Origin of the sequence: Falsochrobactrum tianjinense, from assembly GCF_019100495.1 — a bacterium.
Lineage (GTDB): Bacteria > Pseudomonadota > Alphaproteobacteria > Rhizobiales > Rhizobiaceae > Brucella > Brucella tianjinense.
In genome coordinates this window covers 184,972-203,690 of sequence record NZ_JAHRVA010000007.1, presented here as the reverse complement: position 1 = coordinate 203,690, position 18,719 = coordinate 184,972, and the positions used below count along the sequence as shown (strand labels likewise).

Sequence of the window (18,719 nt, the reverse complement as noted above, 5' to 3'; positions counted from 1 at the left end):
GCGGGTGACCGTCCTTTGACAGTGTGATGGCCGCCTGCCGCTGGATCACGCCGATAATCAGGTGCTGATCTTCAGCAGCTTCAGGGCTTCGAAGTTCACGATGCCACCGCCGACACGCTTGGTCGTGTAGAACAGGACGTTGGGCTTGGAGGTGAACGGATCACGCAGCACCCGGATGCCGATGCGGTCGACGATCAGGTAGGAGCGGCTGAAGTCGCCAAAAGCGATGGGGAATTCGCTGGCAGCAACCGCCGGCATGTTGTCGTCGGTGTAAACGGGCTTGCCAAGAATGGTGGCAACTTCCGCCGCACCCGACGGCGGTGCCCAGATATAAGCGCCTTCCGCATCCTTGAACTTTCTGACCGTGTTCATGGTTGCATCCGACATCAGCCACGACGCCCCGTTCCGGTAACCGGACTTGAGCGCATAATAGAGATCGATCAGGCAATCGGCCGGGCTGACCGAAGTGGTCGCGGCGAGGAAGCCATCCGCTTTGCCCGAGGCAATGAAGCCGATCTTTCCCCACGCATGGGAAGCATTGGCCACCGTGTCATAGGCGAGAATGCCGCGCGGCTTGTTGATGCCATCGCCATTGGCAAAAGCTGCCCCTTCCTGCTCGGCGAACTCGATCGACACCTCGTCGGCCAGCCAAGCGGCAAGGTCGATGCGTGCATCGTCGAGCGAGGTTTGCGTCGCGCCGGGCATGGCGTAGATCTCGCCGGTATTAATGGCGATCTCACGTAGCGTCGGTGTGGCCGTACCAGGACGATCTTGTTCCTCGCCAACCCAGCCGGATGTAGCTCCGCCCATATTGACCAGCTTCTTGTAGGTGTTGGTCGAAATGGAGATGGTGCGGGCGAGCGAACGGATGGTCGACACAGTGCCAAGCACCCGGTCGATGCCGGCTTCCATTTCTTCCGGGACGAGATAGCCACCGTCGGGGTCGGACTGCGTGGTCAGCTTGGCCTTGACCTCCAGATCACGCAGGCCGGCATCGACGCCGCGCCGGAAGAAGCGGTCGAAGGCTTGCGCGTGTTCGCGCTTGTCCGGGTCTTCCACTCCGCCAACACCGCCGACCTTCACCGCTGCCAGCATGGCGTTGGTTTCGTCGAGCGCCTTTTGCAGGGTCGTGATCTCGGCATTGATGCGGTCGACCTTCTCGGTCTGCACCACATCGGCCATGCCGGCCCTGATGTCGGCCAGTTCCTTGTCACGCTCGACCTTGAAGTCCTCAAAAGTCTTCTGCAGTTCGGCGAGGATCTTTGTGGTGCTGCCGGAATCAGCGCGAACGGCAAGGATCCCGCGCGCACGCGGGGTGAGTTCGATACCCATGACGGGATCTCCTATGATCTGATGGTGTCGATCAGCCGCTGGATGGCGGCTGCATGGGAGCCAGCGTCGTGCGTGGCGGTGTCGGCAGCGTCGTGCATGCCGGCAATCTGGCAAAACATCTTGCGCCGCTCCGTGCGCGAGATGCCCTGTTGCGCCAAGGCGGCATCGATGCGGCGCTTGGCGTGGATTTCAGGACGGACCTGCGCGGGCGCATTGGTCTCTGGGTGGATTTCGGCATCGTCGACGACATCGGCAAAACCATATTCGACAGCCTGCGCCGCCGCCATGAAGGTTTCCGCGTCCATCAGCTGCTCGATATGGGCGCGCTCCATGCCGGTGCGTGCTGCGTAAATATCAGCAATGGCAGCATCGAACTGGTCGAACAGGGTGGCGGCGTCACGCATGTCGTGGCGATTGCCGATCACCAGCCCCCAAGCATTGTGCACCATCATGAAGGAGCCGAGCCCCATGCGGATGTCGTCACCGGCCATGGCGATGATCGAGGCAGCCGACGCCGCCCAGCCCAGCACCTCGACCGTAACCTTGGCCGGATGGGCACGCAGCAGATTGTAGATCGCAATCCCCTCGAACATGTCGCCGCCCGGCGAGTTGATGCAGACAGTAATGTCCTTGCTGCCGATCGACCGCAGCGCTGCCGAGATGCGGTTTGCGGTGACGCCACCACCGGACCAGCCATCCTCACCAATGACGTCAAACATGGAGATAGTGGTGTCACCATCTGCACCGGGCGTCGCCGCCAGCGGATGCTCGGACCATTTCGTCAGCACGCCGCTCGGCGTATCCCACTGGTAGTTCTGCGGCCGAGGGAACGTCCGTGCCTCGGGCAGTTTGCGAAGGCTCATGTGTCAGTGTCCTTTTCGATGAGCGGCCGATCATTGTCGCCATGGTCGCCATCGTTGGTGATCGGCATCCCCGCCGTGTTCGGCGGTGGATAGAAGACATCCCCACCATCGCGCGGGTTCTGGTCTTCGAGCGCGCGGATTTCGTTCGGGCTGTAGACGCCCCATTGCAGGCCTTTGACGTAAGCTTCCCAGCGAGCCTTGATGTCGCCCTTGACCAACGCCGCCCGATTAAAGCGGGCATAGAGCTTGTCGTTGTGCTTTCCCTCTGGGTCGATCAGGTCGCGGTTGATCGCCTCTTCCCACATGGTCAGATGGTCTTCGAGCGTATAGGCAACAAAGCCGATCGACTGCTGTTCGATGCCGGTGCCCCAGGACGTGCTCTTTTCCGTGTCGCCGATCATGTGCGGCGGCACCCCAAAGAACATGGCAATGTCCGTGCGGCTGAACTTGCGCGCCTCCAGCCATTGCGCATCCTCTGCCGTCATGGCGATGCGGGCATAATCCATGCCCTCTTCGAGGATGAGATTTTTGCCTTCCTGTTCGCCGCCGGAGCGGAATTCCTCGAGCCCGGCCTTGAGATTGGCGACGGCCTCCGGCCCGAGCTTGTTGGGATGTTTCAAGACACCGCTCACACGCGCGCCGTTGCGGAAGGTGGCGGCACCATGATCTTCCATGGCCAGCGATAGGCCGATGGTCTCGCGAGCGTAACCAATGGCCGACACGCCATGAACGCCGTCGAGCGTCAGCCCAACCAGATGGAACACTTCCGTCTGAGCAAGCTGGATGCGCCGTCCGTCCTGGCGCGTATAAAAATATTCCAGCGCAAGATCGTCGCGCTGCTTCACCTCAACCCGATCAGGATGCAGCGGGATCAGTTCCTGCACAGTCCCGCGCGAGCGCACGATCATCGCATAGGCATTGCCGCGCAACAGCAGATGCGCCTGCAGCATACGCCGAAACTGCGACGGCGTCTGCCAGCGGTTCGGCCGTCGTCGCAGCACGGTCCAGATCGGCGTGTCGGAGGCGTCCTGCCGGGTACGCTCATCGACCCGGCGCTTGATGTGTAAAGGCAATGTTGCCACCGCACCGGAGATAATGCGCACGCAGGCATAGACAGCCGCCACCCGCATGGCGCTGTTCGGCGTCACCGTCGTACCCGATGCCGTTACCGCTCCAGAGCGCAGCGCCTCTTCGAGTTGCTGGCTGGTCGCAATGACCAGGCCACCGCCGGCATCATGGAACGACGCACGCGGAGATGCGGCCGGCGGTTTTGCCCCGCCGAACCAGTTTGACCAGAATGCCATCTACTCTCTTCTTCTCTGCAGTCGCCGCTACAGCATCAGGATGCCGCGGTTCTCATAAACTGAGCGGCCGGCATTGACGTCACGGGCCAGAGCCCGGCCGAGAGCGTTGCAGATCGCGACAATGCCGTCGATACGCTCACTCGAGCGCTCCTTGTCGGGCTTGATGTTGCCGGCCGGATCATGGCGCATGGCGACATTGGAGGCGTTCCAGCGCAACACCGGATGGCCGCCGTGCCAGAGTGATCGTGACACTGACAGCCGCTCCAGTTCCGCCGTGGGTGCTGCCATGGATAAAAAGCCCTGACCGAACTGGACGAGGTTCAAGCCTTCATCGGACAATTGCTGGACGATCTCGCCGGCAAAGGTGCGATCATAGGACAGCTCACGCAGATCGTAGCGGGACGCCAGTTCGAGGATTTCCTTCTCGACAAAGACAAAATCGGTGGCGTTTCCGGGGGTAGCTGTCAGAAAGCCCTGATCACGCCAGACATCATAGGGGACACGATCACGGCGCACCCGGCGCAGAATGTCGTCCTCCGGAATGAAGAAACGGCAGAGCACGATCCACTTGTCGGCAAACTCACCGAGATCGTCATCCAGCGTCGGTGGAAACACCAGCACGAAAGCCGATAGATCGTTGACGCGAGCCAGGTCGAGCCCGCCATAGCATTCGCGCCCAAGCAGCTTCCGCTCCAGTTCTTCCAGCTCGTGTTTGACGATGCGCCAGTCAGTGGCAACCGGCAGACCTCCCTCCTCCCAGACGCCCATGTCGAGCCAGCGGGTGACCTGCTCGGTCCATTCGTTGAGCCGCAGCCGGCGGATCGCGTTCTGCTGCGCTGGCATTTCCTTGGCCTCGTCGATCTGACGCTTAAGATCATCAACCTTGACGGTGACACCGAGGCTGGGGTTCGCCTTCACCCAGACCGCAGGGTCAGTCCAATCATCGCCATCATCAATAGTGGCGATATAGGCAAACCAGCTGTCTGAAGACTCCGTCGGCACCGTGCCCTCCAGCGCCTTGACCGAGAACTCGTGATGCTGGCGACAGACGGAATGGCGATCATAGCCGGCCGTGGTGATCTCGAAGATCAGTGGTTGGCGCCGTGCTCCAGTGGCGGTGTTCAGCTTCTGGATGATCTCGGGGCCTGGATGTTCATGCACCTCGTCGACTGCGGCAAAGTGAATGTTCAACCCGTCCATCTTGGTGGCATCGGCTGACAGCGGCCGGAACCAGGACGAGGTCGGCAGCACGGCGAGATTGTTCACGGTCCTGGTAATACGTGCCTGGAGCGCTGAACTTGCCGCCACCATGCGCTCGGCCTCGCCAAACACGATGCGGGCCTGATCGCGTGTTGTCGCCGCAGAATAGACATGTGCACCCGGTTCACCATCGGCAATCAGTGCATAGAGCGCGGTTCCCGCCAACAGCACCGATTTGCCGTTCTTCCTCGCCACCTCGACATAGGCCGTGCGAAAGCGGCGCAATCCATTTGCCCGCTTCCAGCCATAGAGCGAGCCGACCACAAATTGCTGCCAGTCCTGCAGCACGAAGGGCTCGCCGGCCCATTCACCAGTCGAGTGGCGCAGATGACCAAAGAAGTCGATCGCGTGCCGTGCAGCATCAATATCCCAAACCAGACCGCGTTTGCTTCCAGCTTTCAGGTCCGCTAGATGCCGTTCGCAGGCCAAACGAACAAGACGGCCGGCGACGATCTTGCCGTCAACGACAGCCCGGGCGTAGGCGGTGACCGGACAGGACGGTGCCTTCCTGCCACCACCCGGATTGCGCGGTGGGCGGGAATTACGCTTTTCTGCCACGGCTCAAGAAGTCCTCAAATGGATCACTGGTCTCGGCGGGTTCCGCCATGCGGATGCGCGAGCGGCTCGAAGGTGTGAGCCCAAACTCGCTCTCGATCTGCGCCATCTGCGCCAGGCACTTGTTGGCAACGGCCAGGAACGGGTTCTGGATGATGTTGTCGTTCGCCGTCTTCACCACCGGGCCGCGGCGTTTGACTTCCTGCTCCGCCTCCAGCCAGCGCCGCCAGATCACGACGTACCGGGCCAGCGCACCGGTATCGAGCTCGGTCATGACGCCATGACGGGCGAGCAGTTCGGCCATTTCGGTAAACTTGGCGCTTGCCTCCTCATCAAGATGATCCGGCGGCGAAGGAACTGCCACCACCGGTTTCGGCTCGGCCTTGTTCATACGGTGCGGGCGAGCCGTGCCCTTAACCAGCTTCAGATGCGTCGGCAGCGGCTTGCGGCCGGCCATGTCGAAACCCCCATGTTTATCCAGAGCCTTCTCCGCGAAGGCGTACCGCTTCGAAAAGGCGGCGCAAGGTGAAGGACCGCGCGATCGACACCACGGTGAAGATGGCGCCCATCGCCATGTTTTCGGAAAGCGTGGTCGTCAGTCCGAACAGTGGGAACACCACGATCTGGGTGATGACGGCGATGCCATAGCCGATGGCGACATTGGTGAGCGCTTCCACCAGCGACATGGTGCGCGACTGCTTCATGCCGCTGCATCCTTGGCCGTATCTCCGGTATCGGGCACGCGCTCGGCGGCGATCGCGTCAAAGCTGCGGTCGTCGCCCTCGAGCGTCGCCTGCTTGCCGGTAAACGCCTGCCAGCGTCGGATGACCACGTCGCAAAAGGCTTCTGACAGTTCGAGACCATAAACCTTGCGGCCGGTCTTTTCGCCGGCAATCAGCTGCGATCCGGAGCCGGAAAACGGCTCGTAACAGATATCGCCAGGACGGGTGTGCAGTTGCATCGGCAGCGTGAACACCCGCACCGGTTTCGAGGTCGGATGCTCTCGGGTCTCGATTTCCGAGGACGGGATGTTCCAGACCGTCGTCGGCCAGCTTTCGAACCCCTCGCGATTGATCCTTGGCTTCTTGCCGCGAACCCAGCCAAACAGGCAGGGCTCATGCGCCCACAGCATCACCGAGCGCGTCAGCACCGGGCGAGATTTCGCCCAGATGATCTGCTGATGATGCAGAACATCGAACTGGTCCCAGACATTTTCCAGCATGCGCTGACGACGCGAGGCGTGCCAGCAATACCAGGCGACATCCTCGGCGATGGCATGATCGATCGCCACCCGGCAGAAGGCTTCATAAAACTCTGGCCCCTGGCTGGAGTCATCCCAGTGGGGCTGTTCGATATAATCTTCAGACCAATCCTTGTTGGCGATCTTCTTCGCCCGCTTTGACGCGTTCTTCTTGGTCGGATGATTGGTGCCGTCATAGTCAACCAGGTAAGGTGGGTCGGTGGCAAACAGCGCCGCCCGCTCGCCGTTCATCAAGCGCGTGACATCTGCTGGAGCGGTACTGTCACCGCACAGCAAGCGATGATTGCCAAGCAACCAGAGATCGCCGCGCCGGCTCACCGGCGTTACCGGGACTTCCGGAATGGCGTCATCCTCGGTCAGGCCGTCCTGCTCATCACGATTGCCATAAAGCAGGTCCTGCAATTCATCATCGTCAAAGCCGGTGAGGCCAAGGTCAAAGCCTGCCTCCTGCAGATCAGAGAGTTCGAGACCGAGCAATTCTTCATCCCATCCGGCATTCATGGCGATGCGGTTGTCAGCAAGCACCAGTGCCCGACGCTGCGTTTCCGAAAGGCCCGATAGGACGATGGCAGGTAATGTCTCCATGCCGAGTTTGCGTGCCGCAAGCACGCGACCATGGCCGGCAATCAAGGTGCCATCCTCGGCAATCAACACCGGGTTGGTAAAGCCGAATTCGCGGATCGAGCCGGCAATCTCGGCGACCTGCGCTTCGGAATGCGTGCGGGCATAGGGCACCAGTTCATCCAGGCGGCGGTATTCCACCGCAAGCTGGCGATCGATAGCGCCGAGAACAGCAGGTTCCTGATCGGTAGCTGACACGAAATTGTCCTTCTTCTGGATCGTTCATTTTGGGGCGCACCCCCCATGCTCCATTTTGGCCACGGATGTGTTTTTGGCGCGCCCTGGTCTCCGATCGGAGCCTTTGCAACTTTCAAGGCCCCCCGGGGGCATGAAAGCCTCACGCTGAGCGCCGAGGATTTCCGAAGCCGCCGTCGCTCGTCGCTGTCTTCCTGCTGTGACAAGAGGCGCAGAGCGCCTGCCATCGGTCCCTGTCCCAGAACACCGTCTCATCACCTCGATGCGGATCGATATGATCGACGATGTTCGCCGGGCGGATCAGGCCATGAGCTTCGCAGTCGACACAGAGTGGCTGCTCGCGCAGAAAAGCCAGGCGTTCGGCCTGCCAGCGGCGCGAGCGATAAAGCCTACGTGCAACCGGATCGCGCTTGCGATCATAGTCCCGGTCGCGTTCACTCTTCTCGCGCCACCCCACGGGGCGATGGACTGGCGGACGAACAGGCAAAGCTAACCTCAATGATGCTAAGGGCGGTGAAACAACAACGCCCGCGACGATCATCTCCAGCGGACGCTACTCTCGCGAGCTTAGTCAGAATATACCCCATAGAAGCCGTTTTTGTCCGTTCGTAAACTGTCCGCCGAACAGAGTTCTATCGACTGCTCACAGTTACGACGCACAAACCAGCTTGATCACCTTGCGTCTCGACAGATTGCGATTGAACCGCTGCTGATTGAGTTTCAGAGTGATGAGGCACAGTCCGTAAAGCCAGTGCTCATTGGCGGCAGAACGCTGGAGACCAACGTTGCGGCAGATGATCTTCCAGCGCCAGCCATAGGCTTTCATCCAGACGATCTTGCCATCGATCGGTTCGAGACCCATGGTCCAGGTGAGTGTTTGCTCCATCCGGCCGATGGCAGCAGGCGACGGCGCAAGTCGTATTGGTGCCGGTACCTGACCAACGAGATCGGCGAACTCGTAGAAATAGGCTGGCCACGTGTTGAAGTATCCTTGCCGCCGCGGTTCGGGCAGACATTTCAGCACTGCTGCGGCTTCTGCGAGGCGCTCCTCCACCATGCTCGGCGTCCAACCGGTCATCGCACACCTCCTGCGGTTTCCGTCGCCCAAAGCAACAGCGCGATTGCATCGGCCTCATTGTCGTCAGCAGGACTGAAGCCGCGTGCACGAACGGCGGCAAGCACGGCCTCCTTGCCGGCGTTGCCCTTGCCGGTGGCATGGCGTTTGATGGTTCCGACCGGCACGCCCTGATAGGCGACACCCTTCCGTTCGCACCAGGATGTCACTGTGGCGAGAAAGCCACCGTAGAGGTGAGCCGCATCGGTGCCGAGGTGACGACGGACTTCCTCGAAATAGATCGCGGCCATGGGACCGGACAGCCGATCGATCTCGGCCAGCCAGTTGGCGAAGCGCAGATAGCGCATGCCACCACCGTCAAAGCGACCTGGACGAAGCGACAGCGCGCCGCTGGTGATCAGTCCGTCTGCGCTACGCAATGCCCACCCGGTGGTGGTGCCGAGGTCGAGGGCGAGGATGCAGCGGTTACCGGGCGTGTCGAGCGGCAGCGCAGGGATTGTCCCGTTGTCCGCCATGCGCTGAATCGGATCAGCCATGATCAGCCTCCTTCTTGGGGTGACTTTTCTGGTGGATGACGGCGGCCTGGTGCCGCGCGGGCAGAAGATCGCTGCCGTCGGATGGTGTCTCGAACCCAGATTTGAGCCCGAGAAATTTGCCCAGGGGTGGGTGGTGGACATCCCGCCTTGCGGGGGAGTCCACCCACCCCTTTAGGGGTGCTTTTCCGAAATCTGGAATCTGCTTAGAAGTCATTGATTGCATTGAATAATTCCAGATTGTGGAGCAGATTTCGGAAAGCTGTGTCCGAAATCTGGAAATAACTTTCCAAGTCATTGATTTTAAATCGAGAAAACCAGATTCCAGATTTCGCGGGGAGAGCAGATTTTGCAAAATCTGGTGCAGATTTCGGAAATTGCCGACCAGATTTTGCAAGCAGGAGAGCGTGTAGGTCATGCCAAATCCTCTCCCTGATAAACCCAGACGGCAGGGTTCTCGACGGGCAGGACGGCACCGGTCTGTGGGCATTTATAATGGCTGGGCAGAACCGGAATAAGTTCCGGTGCGACCTCTCCGGTTTCAGGATCAACGACGTCACCGCCGGTGGCAAACGCCATGCCCTCGACGCACAGATAGCCATATTTGCTCCGCTCGGCGGCAAGCCCAATACGGGTGGCAGCAGCGCCGCGGACAAACTTGATCGCTCCTTTGGTCGTCAACACGTTCAAACGATCACGTATGACTGTCTGTCCGCCGAGACCTCCCGTGTTCTCGAAAGCTTCGGCGAACTGGGTCATCGTGTAGACCTTGCCACGAAGAGCTTCGTCGTAGAGCAGGCTTACGATCACATCGCCTTTGCGCATGCGCTCAGCATCATGTTTTGCACCGACCTCGGCACGCACCAGCCGCTCGTTCATCGGGTTGATTTCAACCCACTGGCCATTGACCTTGTCGATGAGTTTTGCCGACAACGCTGGACCGTTGCGCAGTTCGATCTCCAGACGACGCTGGGAGACATCCTCGTCTGGCCGGTGCAGGATGAGGCCGGTGGTGTAAAAACCGCGCAGAGCGCTGGCACCGGAGAGTGCAAGAAAGGGATCGTCTTTCACCTGTTGCTTGGAAAGCTTCCTAGTGTGGTGGATCAGGACAACGCCGCAATCGGCATCTATGTGATCACGCAGGACCTCGACGCGCTCCATGAGAAAGAACATCATCGCGTCATTGTCGTTCTCGCCGCCACCATCCGGCCCGCCGTCGAAAAGGTTGCGGATCGGATCGATACAGATGATGTCGACCGGATCGACCGGAAAGGCGCGCCGGATCGCGGTGGCGACGCGCACGCTGCCCTCGGCATCGAGTAGCATCTGCAGCTTTGGCGTGGCAACGAGATTGTCACGTGCCGCCATGATGACTTCGGGCGGGAGAGCGATCTGCTGCATGCGCTCGCGCAGATAGTGATACTGGATCTCGGCCTGTAGATAGAAGATGCGCAGCGACCTTGGCGGCGTGAACCCAAGGAATGGCACGCCTGCCGCCATATGGGCGAGCAGACTGATCAGCAAGTCGCTCTTGCCGACCTTTGGCGCGCCCCCCAGCACCATGAGCCCGCCAGGTGTCAGCACGCGCGGTGCGATGATGTCAGCCGGCATCGGACTGGTGTCGTCGAGCAGCGCTCTAAGCGTGAAACTGGGCAGCTCATTGGGTACAGGTGCTGCACTGTCGAGGCGAATGAGCGGAGGCCCGTATTTCTCGACATGGATGGCCCAGAGCCGCTCGGATTCGCGCTTCAACCGCTCGACCGGCCACTGGGGGCGCAGCATGGCAGCGTTGTATTCGCAGATCGCCTGCCAGCCTTCGTCCTTCGACAGCCGGCCATCATGCACCATGCGGATGTAATGGCCGATCGCCGCCGAAGCACCCTCGAAGCGTGACCAGTCATCCTGGGCGCCCTCGCGCACCGGCGTCACCAGCACATCGGCGACAGCGGGCTTGTCGGGCGTCGAGAAGTCGGGCTGGAGCGAAATGCCCGGCGCGGGCGGCATGTCGGTGACGGCCTCGATGAATTCCTCAAGATCGCGCTCGAGGTCGGCATTCAGCTCGACAATACGCACCTGCGTCTTGAGGCTGTTCTTGTAATAGACAGAGCCTGCCACCCGGATCGGCTGATGCGCTGAGCGAAAATGTATGTCGCCGCCGACCCTGGCGGCAATGTCGCCGCGCAGACGGCAGACACGGGCGATGTCGTCACCTTCAGCGGGTTCGCTCAGCTTCCACCAGACATGGGCCTTGCGCTGGCCCTCCGGCGTCGCCCCGCCGCTTTCCACCACCATGGTGGGAGATCCGAGATGGCGCTCGAGATGGGCGCGCTTGGCGGCAATGTCGCCGGTGTCTATATCGACGACCACCGTCTGCATTTGCAGGATGTCCGCAGCCTTGGCCTGGCCTTTTGCGGCAACGGTGCCGGGAATGACATAGACGGCGGCCCCCTCGCGGCCGGCCCAATTGGCAAATGTTGCCATCTTGTCGGCAACATTATTGTCGGCCTCAATCCAGATATTGTGCGGGCGCCCGTCAAAGCCCTGACCCTTGTCGATGAAGCTGCGTACCGGAATCAGACCTTCGCAATAGCCGAACACCACATCCATGAACTGGATGATCTGGTCGGGGTCCGGCTCGTCGCCGAACACGTCGATCTGGCGCGGCGCATCGTTAAAGTCGCGCCAGGGATTGAAGTGGACAATTTCGCCGGTGACGGGCTGTTCGGGGGAGCCGGTCATGTTGTCATCGTGCTCGTCGCTCATACCGGCAACTCCCAGCAACGCTCAGCCCACGGACAAAAGCGGCATTCGAAAAAGTCACTGGTGGTGGAGATACGCGGCAGCAACTCGCCGGTGTCAGTGGCGGCAAGAATACGCACGGCGCGATCGCTGGCGGTCTGAGCGCGCTCGGCATCGAACGGCACCAGTTCATGGTAGAGCTCAGCTGTGTCTTTATTAATGGCGGTAAACAGCGCCGGTGCGGCCGAGATGCCGGGAACCTGCGGCTCCATATAGGCCTGATAGACCGCGATCTGGCTGGCATAGGCTGGCTTTGACTTGGCGACACCGTTCTTGACGCAGGCCCGCCAGTTCTTCGCATTCATGGTCTTGCATTCCCAGAGTGCGGGAACGGCCAGGTCGAACCCCTCCGGGCCAGCAGCAATGATGCCATCGACATGACCGCGGACACGGCCGCCGGCGACCGAGAATCCGAGCTGCTCGCCGTCGGGACGATTACCTTTGCGCGTGTAGATGTCGAAGCCGGCCGCACGCAACCATCGGATCGCTAGATCCTCGAGCGCATGGCCGATGGCGAAGATGCGCAGCGTCTGGCCAGAAAAGCCGGCGCCCTCGTCCTTGGGCGTTGCCGTAAACTCATATTGCAGGGCGCGCTCGCAAGGCTGCCCAAGGCGAGAGCCGCCAAGGTAAGAGCGCGGCGGTGTGGCCTTGTTCTCGGTCACCAGTGCGGCATCGATCAGGGCGGTAATCTGCTCGCCGGGTTTGGGTCTGTGATTATAGTCCAGCATCAAAACGGTATCTCCGGATCAATAGGTGGATTGGCGGCGATGTATTCACGCAGAGCGTCCTGGTAGCCGGTGACGGTGACCTCGATCAGGGTCAGCGCCTGATGTTCGGAGAGATCGGCAAGACGGGTCTGCCAACCAATCTCCTCCAAGATCTCGGCGACCGGCTTCATCGCACTGCGGATGGCAGCCTGCTCGGCCTCGGACGGGTCCACCATCATGCTGCCCTCGCCAGATCCTGTCGGTCTGCTCCGAAGACCAGACTGCGGATGGCATTGCGGTTGAACTGGAAGGAGAGCAGCGCGGATGCCTGATAGCGGGTCAGCCCGAAATCATGCCGATAGTCCGGCGGCAGATATGCCAGTTGCCTGTCGGTGGGCGGTTGCGACAGCCAGCGCCTGGTCTTGTGGGCGCTCTCATCAGACTCGTGCTCGTTCAGCCAGTCATCAGCAGCGGCAAGGCACACCATGCGCTCACCGATCGCCAGCAAGCGCGGTTCGAGCCCCTTGGCGCCGCCAGCCGCATACCAGCGGCCATTCAGGAAGAAGACACCGGCCCATGCAGAAAACCCGTTGGCCATAAGGGCTGCATCGTCGCCGAACAGATCGCACCAGTGGAAGCTGGAGCGCTTGAGGAGATCGATCTCCGACATCACAAAATCGGTGAGCGGAATGTCGCTGCCAGCCTCGACGCCTTCGAAAACGAAACCGCAAAGCGGGCATTCCTGACAGCCGATTGGGATATCACTCTCGCATTGCGGGCAGCATTTCGTCGGCGCGTCGCCACAGGCCTCGTGGCCGACGAGATCGATTTCCTGTTCCAGCGAGCCGTGCATCAGGCTCGAGGTGCCGAAATCCAGCACGATGCAATCGGTCTTGACGATGCCCGGATGTTCATTGGGATCGATGGTGCGCAAGCCCCGCCCGATCATCTGGATCATCGTCGACTTGAACGAGCTCGGGCGTAGCAGCACGACGCAGGAGGTCGGCGGATGATCCCAACCCTCGGTCAGCACGGCGACATTGACGACGACCTGGACATCACCGGCGCCATAGGCGGCAAGCACAGCTTTGCGCTCGCTATCAGCCATCTCGCCATGGATGAGGCCGGCCGCAATGTCTGCGGAATTGAAGGCGTCGGTGACGCAGCGCGCGTGATCGACCGTCGAGCAGAACACGACGGTCTGCCTGTTGGCGGCCTTGTCCTTCCAGTGCTTGACGACCGCATCGGTGACCGGCGCGCAGTTCATGATGCGCTCGACCTCACCCATGTCGAAATCGCTGGCGGTCTTTTTGACCTTGGCCAGTTCGTCCTTGACGCCGACATCGATAACAAAGGTGCGCGGCAGCACCAGGTGACCGGATCGGATTAGTTCGCCGATGCGGATTTGATCGGCGACGTTGGTAAAGACCTCGCGCAGGCCCTTGCGATCACCACGGTTGGGTGTCGCGGTGACGCCGAAGATGCGGCAGGACGGATTGGCCTTCAGCGCCTGGTCGATGATGCGCCGGTAACTTTCAGCGGTGGCGTGATGCGCCTCGTCGATCACCAGCAGATCAAGCGCTGGCATGGCCGAAAGGTTGGTGCTGCGCGACAATGTCTGCACCATCGCGAAGGTGACACGGCCGTTCCAGGATTTGTCGCTGGCATCCACCACCGAGGTGGTAATGGTGGGATTGACGCGGGCGAACTTGTCCCGGTTCTGAGCGGTCAGCTCATCACGATGGGCAAGAACGGCCGCCTTGGCGTCAGTATCGCCGAGCACCGTGCCGGCAACGGCCGACAGCATAATCGTCTTTCCGGCACCGGTTGGCGCAACGCCGAGCGTGTTGGCGTGGGTGTCGAGCGCAGACAGGCTGCGCTCAACAAAGAGTTTCTGGCGGGGACGAAGCAACAATGCAGGGTCCTCGCTCTACTGTGCCCAGGACGGGCGGGCTGAAGGCGCGCTGCCATGCTGTTTGGCCTCGGCATAGGCGTTGGCTTGCGGAGCACCGGCTTGCGGCGTGCTGGTCTGCGGCGTTGCCCTGACCAAGCCCATGATCGCAGCGTAGTCCTTGTGGTCGGGCGTAACGGCGGCGCGAAGCTCGTTCTTGTCGTCGCCGTTGGTATCGGTGCCGAGATCGATACGGGCGACAAACTCCAAACCATCGAGGTCAGCAAAGCCCGAGATACGGCGCGCGGCCTGTGCTGCCTCGCTCTGGTCCTTGTCGGAAAGGCCGCGCGCGGAGTTGAGCATGCCGCGCACGAAGGCCCGGCCCATATTGGCCCAATCCGGACCCTTCGGGCTGTAAAGGCCGATTAGCGTGAAGATCTTGCGCCGGGCGTACTGACCTTCCAGCACTGTGAACTCGCCATTGAGATAGACGGCGCCGGTCGAGCCGCGCGTGGCATAGCCACCAGTCCAGCCCTGCGCCGGATCGTCGAAACCGCCGGGGCGGATGGTGAGCCGCACCTTGGCCAGCGTCCCCTTGGGGATGAGGTTGGTGTTGGACTTGGCGTCGTTGAAATCGTTCCATGCCGACATGGGTCAGGCTCCTTGTTCTTGAGCTGCGGAGAGGGAGGATTGGGAAGGGGCGGTCGTCACCGGCGTGGCGAAAGCCTGGCGCGCGGCGTTGCGGATCTTGTCCATCAGCCGCCCGAGATCGGGCTGCTCGATCACATCGAGCCGGCCCGAGCGGTCCTTGGCGGGAAAGCTAAAAGGGTTCAGCGTCTGGCAGACGAAGGCGCGGTAAGGCACTCCGTCATCGTCCTTCAGCTCGACCATGCTGATAACTTCATCGACAATGCCGGGCAGTTCGAGGCCGGTTTTAGCGCCCTCGATCTGCGGTACGAACAGCTTGCGATTGAAGTCGTCGAGCTTCTCGTCGAGGATGCCGACGAACCAGATGTTCTTTGAACGTGTGTGCTGCAGGTGCGTCAGCCAAGCGATCATCTCGCGGCCGTGCAGGCCATAGGCGCCGCGAATGTCGGGCTTGCCGGTCTTGTCGGAAAACGCATCCGGCTGACCCTTGGCCCACTGGAAGCAGAGCCGGCCGGCGACCGTGATCGAGTCGATGAATACCGTCTGGTAGCGATCGAGTTGGGCGGGATCGCCAAGCTGCGCGACGACATTGTCGTAGTGCGCCTGTCTGTAGACCTGGTCGTCGCGCAGCGCCGGATTGGGTCCGCCGATGAAGACGGCAAAATCGCGGCACTCCTCCCAGGTCTTGGGGCGGATAGTGTCGCCGGCCCAACCCTCGATGGCGAGATCGCCGGCTTCCAGATCCATGAACAGCGTGTTGGCGGGATCAAGCGTCCACAACAGCGACGTCTTGCCGATGCCGGATTTGCCGAAGATGCAGCCCTTGATGCTGCGCGGCGCTGCCATCCGCTCGTCGATGGTGATAATGGGAAGGGCCATTATTTGCTCTCCTTCGCAGCGACCACCGCGTCGATGGCAATGTCGGTGCCGAGGGCACCGGCCTTGCGGGCTTCGTCGTGGATGATGCGCACCGCCTCGATCTCGCGATAAAGGGCGGACGACTGCTCATTGAGGCCGATCAGCGCGAAAGCGAGATCATCGACTGTGGTCGTCTCGATCGACTTCAGCGTCTCGTCGCGGCCAGCGAATGCCGGGACGCGAACGGCGGTAGGAAGCCTGTCGAGACCGTAGTGGTGCTCGCACAAGGCGGCGATCTTGGGCGTACGGTTGGAAATCATCATCGCCACCCCCTACGCCTGTGCCTGGTGGCTACGGCCGGGAGTGCTCTGGCGAATCTGCTCCGCCTCGTAGGCCTCTACATCTTCAAGGCGATAGACGACGCGGCCGCCGAGCTTGACGAACTGCGGGCCTTCGCCCGTCCAACGCCAACGTTCCAGTGTGCGATGCGAAATGTTCCAGCGGGCAGCAAGCTCGATCTGGGAGAGGTGCCTGGTAGACATCGGTTTCTCCTTGGGTTTCGTTCGAAGACCCGAGGAGATTGGCGGACGGGGAGAGAGAAAACCGACCCAGTCAGAGAGAGAAAAACAGAGAGAAAATCGTCAAAGTTCAAAGCCCCATAGTCCATCGACGGAAGTCAGGTAGGGCTCCAGTTCTTTCCATTTCTTATTGCCGAATGCCGTGCGCGGTGAATCGGCACCGGAATGCGCGTGATCGAGAAGCTCTCGGGCGCTAAAGCGCTTGTGCTTCTTGAAGCCGTCGACGAGCATGCGGATGATCGCGATGTGAATTTCCGATTTGAAGTTGATCGTGACGTTTCCATCGATGATCAGTTTCCGTCCGTCCGGCGACAGATAGAGCCGTTCCTTCACGTCAATGTGGGACGTTCCATCTAGGCGTGCTGTAAGAATATCGGGCCGGATGGCCAGGCCTGCGCCGAAATCAAAGACATCGCGGACGGGAACAATAAGGTGACCGGGGATTGGCTGGTCTGGCAGACGAGCAGCAGTTGTGGTGGTCAGAAGGATCCGAACCTGTGTGACCGGCCGCCGAGCGGCTGCATCGACAATCTGTCGGCGGATTGCTGAGTCATACAGCCGACGCGCAAACCAGATCGATGTGCGAGCCTTGCGGCGGCCGATGCGGGCATCGCCAATTTCCCAAAGAACGTCCGGTACCAGCGCCGTCGCCCCGCCACGTGATGCAAGGTCGAACTGAACCATCATCTGTGCCAGCAGCGCTGGATAGTTCACGCTGAAAACGGCGAGGCGCTCGTGGGGAACGGTAATCCAGCCCGCTGACGGGCTGAAATATCCATAGCCATCGTGCTCGGCCGACCAGATCAGCGAAACCGGTTCGTCGTCATGATCAGCCAGCGATGCGGTTACCGGGGTATAGCCGCAAGATTTGAGCAGATTGGCAGCGAGCAACTGCACCCTCTGCTTCGGATGGTAGTCCGAAAGCAACGATCCGGAGATCCTCGCGCCCGGACTTTCCAGAACCGACAGCAGCAGCTCGACGGCCTTGCGGTCAATCGGCGTCGACACTTTCCACCTCGGAGAGAATGCCCCAACGACGCAGATATTTCTCGCCGATCAGTTGCTCGGCTTCCGTCTGCTCTCTCAGATTGCAGCCATACATCGTAATCGTCAGCGGAAGCGTCTTGCCGCGTTTTGAATCGCCCTTGGGTCGCAGTTTGATGGTGAGTTTCGCCTGCGTCGCTCGCCATCCCCCAGCCAATGGGTCATGGGCACCGAACCGTTCGGCCGCCATGCTCCAGATGGAGCGGTCTGTGCCACGCAGACATTCCAGCGTGATCCGTTCACCATTGCTGTCGAATGGCATCAACCGTAGCAGCTTGATCTCGACCGATTCGATCCCATCCTCGGGATCGGTCGGGAATTCGTGCGGGCGAAGCAGGACGTCGAGATCGTATTTGCGAAGTGGGACCTTCTCGCCACGAAATTCAATGCCGATCAGGTCGCGCGTCAGGAAATGGGCCAGTTCAGCGCGGCTTTCCCCATCGTTCGCAACGACTTCGATCACGCCCGTCGCGGGCTCGTAGGTCATGGATGCTTCGAAGACTGGGCGATACGGGCGGCGCTGCAGCACGCCAGCATTGTTGAAGGCGAACTGGTCGTCGGGCAGTCCCTCGCGATAGATCGTGATTTGGACGATCTCGGAATCGGTCCCGTCTGAGATCGACCGCGTCCGCTCAAAAATATCGACATGTACATTCCTTGAAGAAAAGCGTGCCTGCAGAGCGGCTTTGAAAGCATCCAGTGATGCCTGGTCGCGGCGCAGATCGCGCCCTGGCATGCTGACGAAGCCATCCCAATATCGCCCACGACGGCGCTCGTCAGTGTAACGAACCTCCTCAGCTCGTTGAAATCGGGCGCGGTCATTGAGAAATAGCCAGAGGGCGCGCGCGTGGCCGTTGCCGAGATCATCAAGTACCGCGCGATCGTCGATTACACCGTAGAGTGCGGTTTGGCCGCCTTCATCGGCCATGCCATTGATGCGCTCGGTATCGAGTTTCATGCGGGCACGAGTGTCATCGGCCATTTCGTCGGCAGCCTGGAGAAGAGGCCGCACGATGTCGGTGTCAGGCTCATTCCAGTTGACGGCGACCGGTAGTTCGATCCCGCTGTGCTCAAAATAAGTGCGGAGGGATGTCGCGGGGGTCTTGCGGATGAATGCAGTAATCGAAGGCATATCTGCTCCTTGTCAGAATTCGGCGCACCACACGCCGATCTGCTAAAGAGCGTAGTGAGTAGA

Annotated in this window: 21 protein-coding genes; all 21 read right to left on the bottom strand. The window is 60.8% G+C overall.

The window, feature by feature from the left end; translation table 11 throughout:
• Positions 1-57: 57 nt before the first annotated feature.
• The 21 genes from KUG47_RS15335 to KUG47_RS15235 all read right to left on the bottom strand — a co-directional run bounded on the left by KUG47_RS15335 (position 58) and on the right by KUG47_RS15235 (position 18,656).
• Positions 58-1,332 (bottom strand): phage major capsid protein, encoded by a 1,275-nt coding sequence (locus tag KUG47_RS15335; protein WP_217678835.1) that lies wholly within the window; start codon positions 1,330-1,332, stop codon positions 58-60.
• 11 nt (positions 1,333-1,343) lie between these two features.
• A complete protein-coding gene (locus KUG47_RS15330) occupies positions 1,344-2,120 on the bottom strand; it encodes a head maturation protease, ClpP-related (RefSeq protein ID WP_340162814.1) in 777 nt (258 codons plus the stop codon).
• A gap of 71 nt (positions 2,121-2,191) precedes the next feature.
• On the bottom strand, positions 2,192-3,499 hold the full coding sequence (locus tag KUG47_RS15325) for a phage portal protein (RefSeq protein WP_245410281.1): 1,308 nt from the start codon (positions 3,497-3,499) through the stop codon (positions 2,192-2,194).
• Positions 3,500-3,526: 27 nt separating this feature from the next.
• Positions 3,527-5,317: a terminase large subunit gene (locus KUG47_RS15320; RefSeq protein ID WP_217678833.1), complete on the bottom strand. Its 1,791-nt coding sequence runs from the start codon at positions 5,315-5,317 to the stop codon at positions 3,527-3,529.
• Positions 5,301-5,771, bottom strand: coding sequence for a phage terminase small subunit P27 family (locus KUG47_RS15315; protein ID WP_217678832.1), 471 nt, complete (start codon positions 5,769-5,771; stop codon positions 5,301-5,303). Before KUG47_RS15315 ends, KUG47_RS15320 begins: the two co-directional genes overlap by 17 nt.
• Positions 5,772-5,787: 16 nt before the next feature.
• A complete protein-coding gene (locus KUG47_RS15310) occupies positions 5,788-6,018 on the bottom strand; it encodes a DUF7220 family protein (protein ID WP_217678831.1) in 231 nt (76 codons plus the stop codon).
• A complete protein-coding gene (locus KUG47_RS15305) occupies positions 6,015-7,394 on the bottom strand; it encodes a DNA methyltransferase (RefSeq protein WP_217678830.1) in 1,380 nt (459 codons plus the stop codon). The genes KUG47_RS15310 and KUG47_RS15305 overlap by 4 nt, the downstream gene beginning before the upstream one ends.
• Before the next feature lie 139 nt (positions 7,395-7,533).
• Positions 7,534-7,878 carry an HNH endonuclease signature motif containing protein gene (locus tag KUG47_RS15300; protein WP_254799585.1) on the bottom strand — a complete coding sequence of 115 codons (345 nt, stop codon included), beginning with the start codon at positions 7,876-7,878 and terminating at the stop codon, positions 7,534-7,536.
• Positions 7,879-8,040: 162 nt separating this feature from the next.
• Positions 8,041-8,469: a DUF6362 family protein gene (locus KUG47_RS15295; RefSeq protein ID WP_217678828.1), complete on the bottom strand. Its 429-nt coding sequence runs from the start codon at positions 8,467-8,469 to the stop codon at positions 8,041-8,043.
• Entirely contained in the window at positions 8,466-8,981 is a 516-nt protein-coding gene (locus KUG47_RS15290) for a crossover junction endodeoxyribonuclease RuvC (protein ID WP_217678873.1), read from the bottom strand. The genes KUG47_RS15295 and KUG47_RS15290 overlap by 4 nt, the downstream gene beginning before the upstream one ends.
• 13 nt (positions 8,982-8,994) lie before the next feature.
• Positions 8,995-9,417: a hypothetical protein gene (locus KUG47_RS15285; protein ID WP_217678827.1), complete on the bottom strand. Its 423-nt coding sequence runs from the start codon at positions 9,415-9,417 to the stop codon at positions 8,995-8,997.
• Entirely contained in the window at positions 9,414-11,762 is a 2,349-nt protein-coding gene (locus tag KUG47_RS15280) for an AAA family ATPase (protein ID WP_217678826.1), read from the bottom strand. The genes KUG47_RS15285 and KUG47_RS15280 overlap by 4 nt, the downstream gene beginning before the upstream one ends.
• Positions 11,759-12,526, bottom strand: a complete 768-nt coding sequence (locus KUG47_RS15275) for a PD-(D/E)XK nuclease family protein (RefSeq protein ID WP_217678825.1) — start codon at positions 12,524-12,526, stop codon at positions 11,759-11,761. Before KUG47_RS15275 ends, KUG47_RS15280 begins: the two co-directional genes overlap by 4 nt.
• Positions 12,526-12,744 (bottom strand): DUF6511 domain-containing protein, encoded by a 219-nt coding sequence (locus KUG47_RS15270; protein WP_217678824.1) that lies wholly within the window; start codon positions 12,742-12,744, stop codon positions 12,526-12,528. Before KUG47_RS15270 ends, KUG47_RS15275 begins: the two co-directional genes overlap by 1 nt.
• The gene (locus KUG47_RS15265; RefSeq protein WP_217678823.1) at positions 12,741-14,420 is read right to left on the bottom strand and encodes a DEAD/DEAH box helicase; all 1,680 of its coding nucleotides are present in this window, start codon (positions 14,418-14,420) and stop codon (positions 12,741-12,743) included. The genes KUG47_RS15270 and KUG47_RS15265 overlap by 4 nt, the downstream gene beginning before the upstream one ends.
• Before the next feature lie 15 nt (positions 14,421-14,435).
• A complete protein-coding gene (locus KUG47_RS15260) occupies positions 14,436-15,047 on the bottom strand; it encodes a hypothetical protein (RefSeq protein ID WP_217678822.1) in 612 nt (203 codons plus the stop codon).
• Between the two features lie 3 nt (positions 15,048-15,050).
• Complete coding sequence (locus KUG47_RS15255; RefSeq protein ID WP_254799584.1) at positions 15,051-15,923, bottom strand: ATP-binding protein; 873 nt, start codon at positions 15,921-15,923, stop codon at positions 15,051-15,053.
• Positions 15,923-16,225, bottom strand: a complete 303-nt coding sequence (locus KUG47_RS15250; protein ID WP_254799583.1) for a hypothetical protein — start codon at positions 16,223-16,225, stop codon at positions 15,923-15,925. Before KUG47_RS15250 ends, KUG47_RS15255 begins: the two co-directional genes overlap by 1 nt.
• 9 nt (positions 16,226-16,234) lie before the next feature.
• The gene (locus KUG47_RS15245; protein ID WP_217678821.1) at positions 16,235-16,444 is read right to left on the bottom strand and encodes a helix-turn-helix transcriptional regulator; all 210 of its coding nucleotides are present in this window, start codon (positions 16,442-16,444) and stop codon (positions 16,235-16,237) included.
• Positions 16,445-16,543: 99 nt separating this feature from the next.
• The gene (locus tag KUG47_RS15240; protein ID WP_217678820.1) at positions 16,544-17,488 is read right to left on the bottom strand and encodes a hypothetical protein; all 945 of its coding nucleotides are present in this window, start codon (positions 17,486-17,488) and stop codon (positions 16,544-16,546) included.
• Positions 17,472-18,656: a hypothetical protein gene (locus tag KUG47_RS15235; RefSeq protein ID WP_217678819.1), complete on the bottom strand. Its 1,185-nt coding sequence runs from the start codon at positions 18,654-18,656 to the stop codon at positions 17,472-17,474. The genes KUG47_RS15240 and KUG47_RS15235 overlap by 17 nt, the downstream gene beginning before the upstream one ends.
• Between the last annotated feature and the right edge of the window lie 63 nt (positions 18,657-18,719).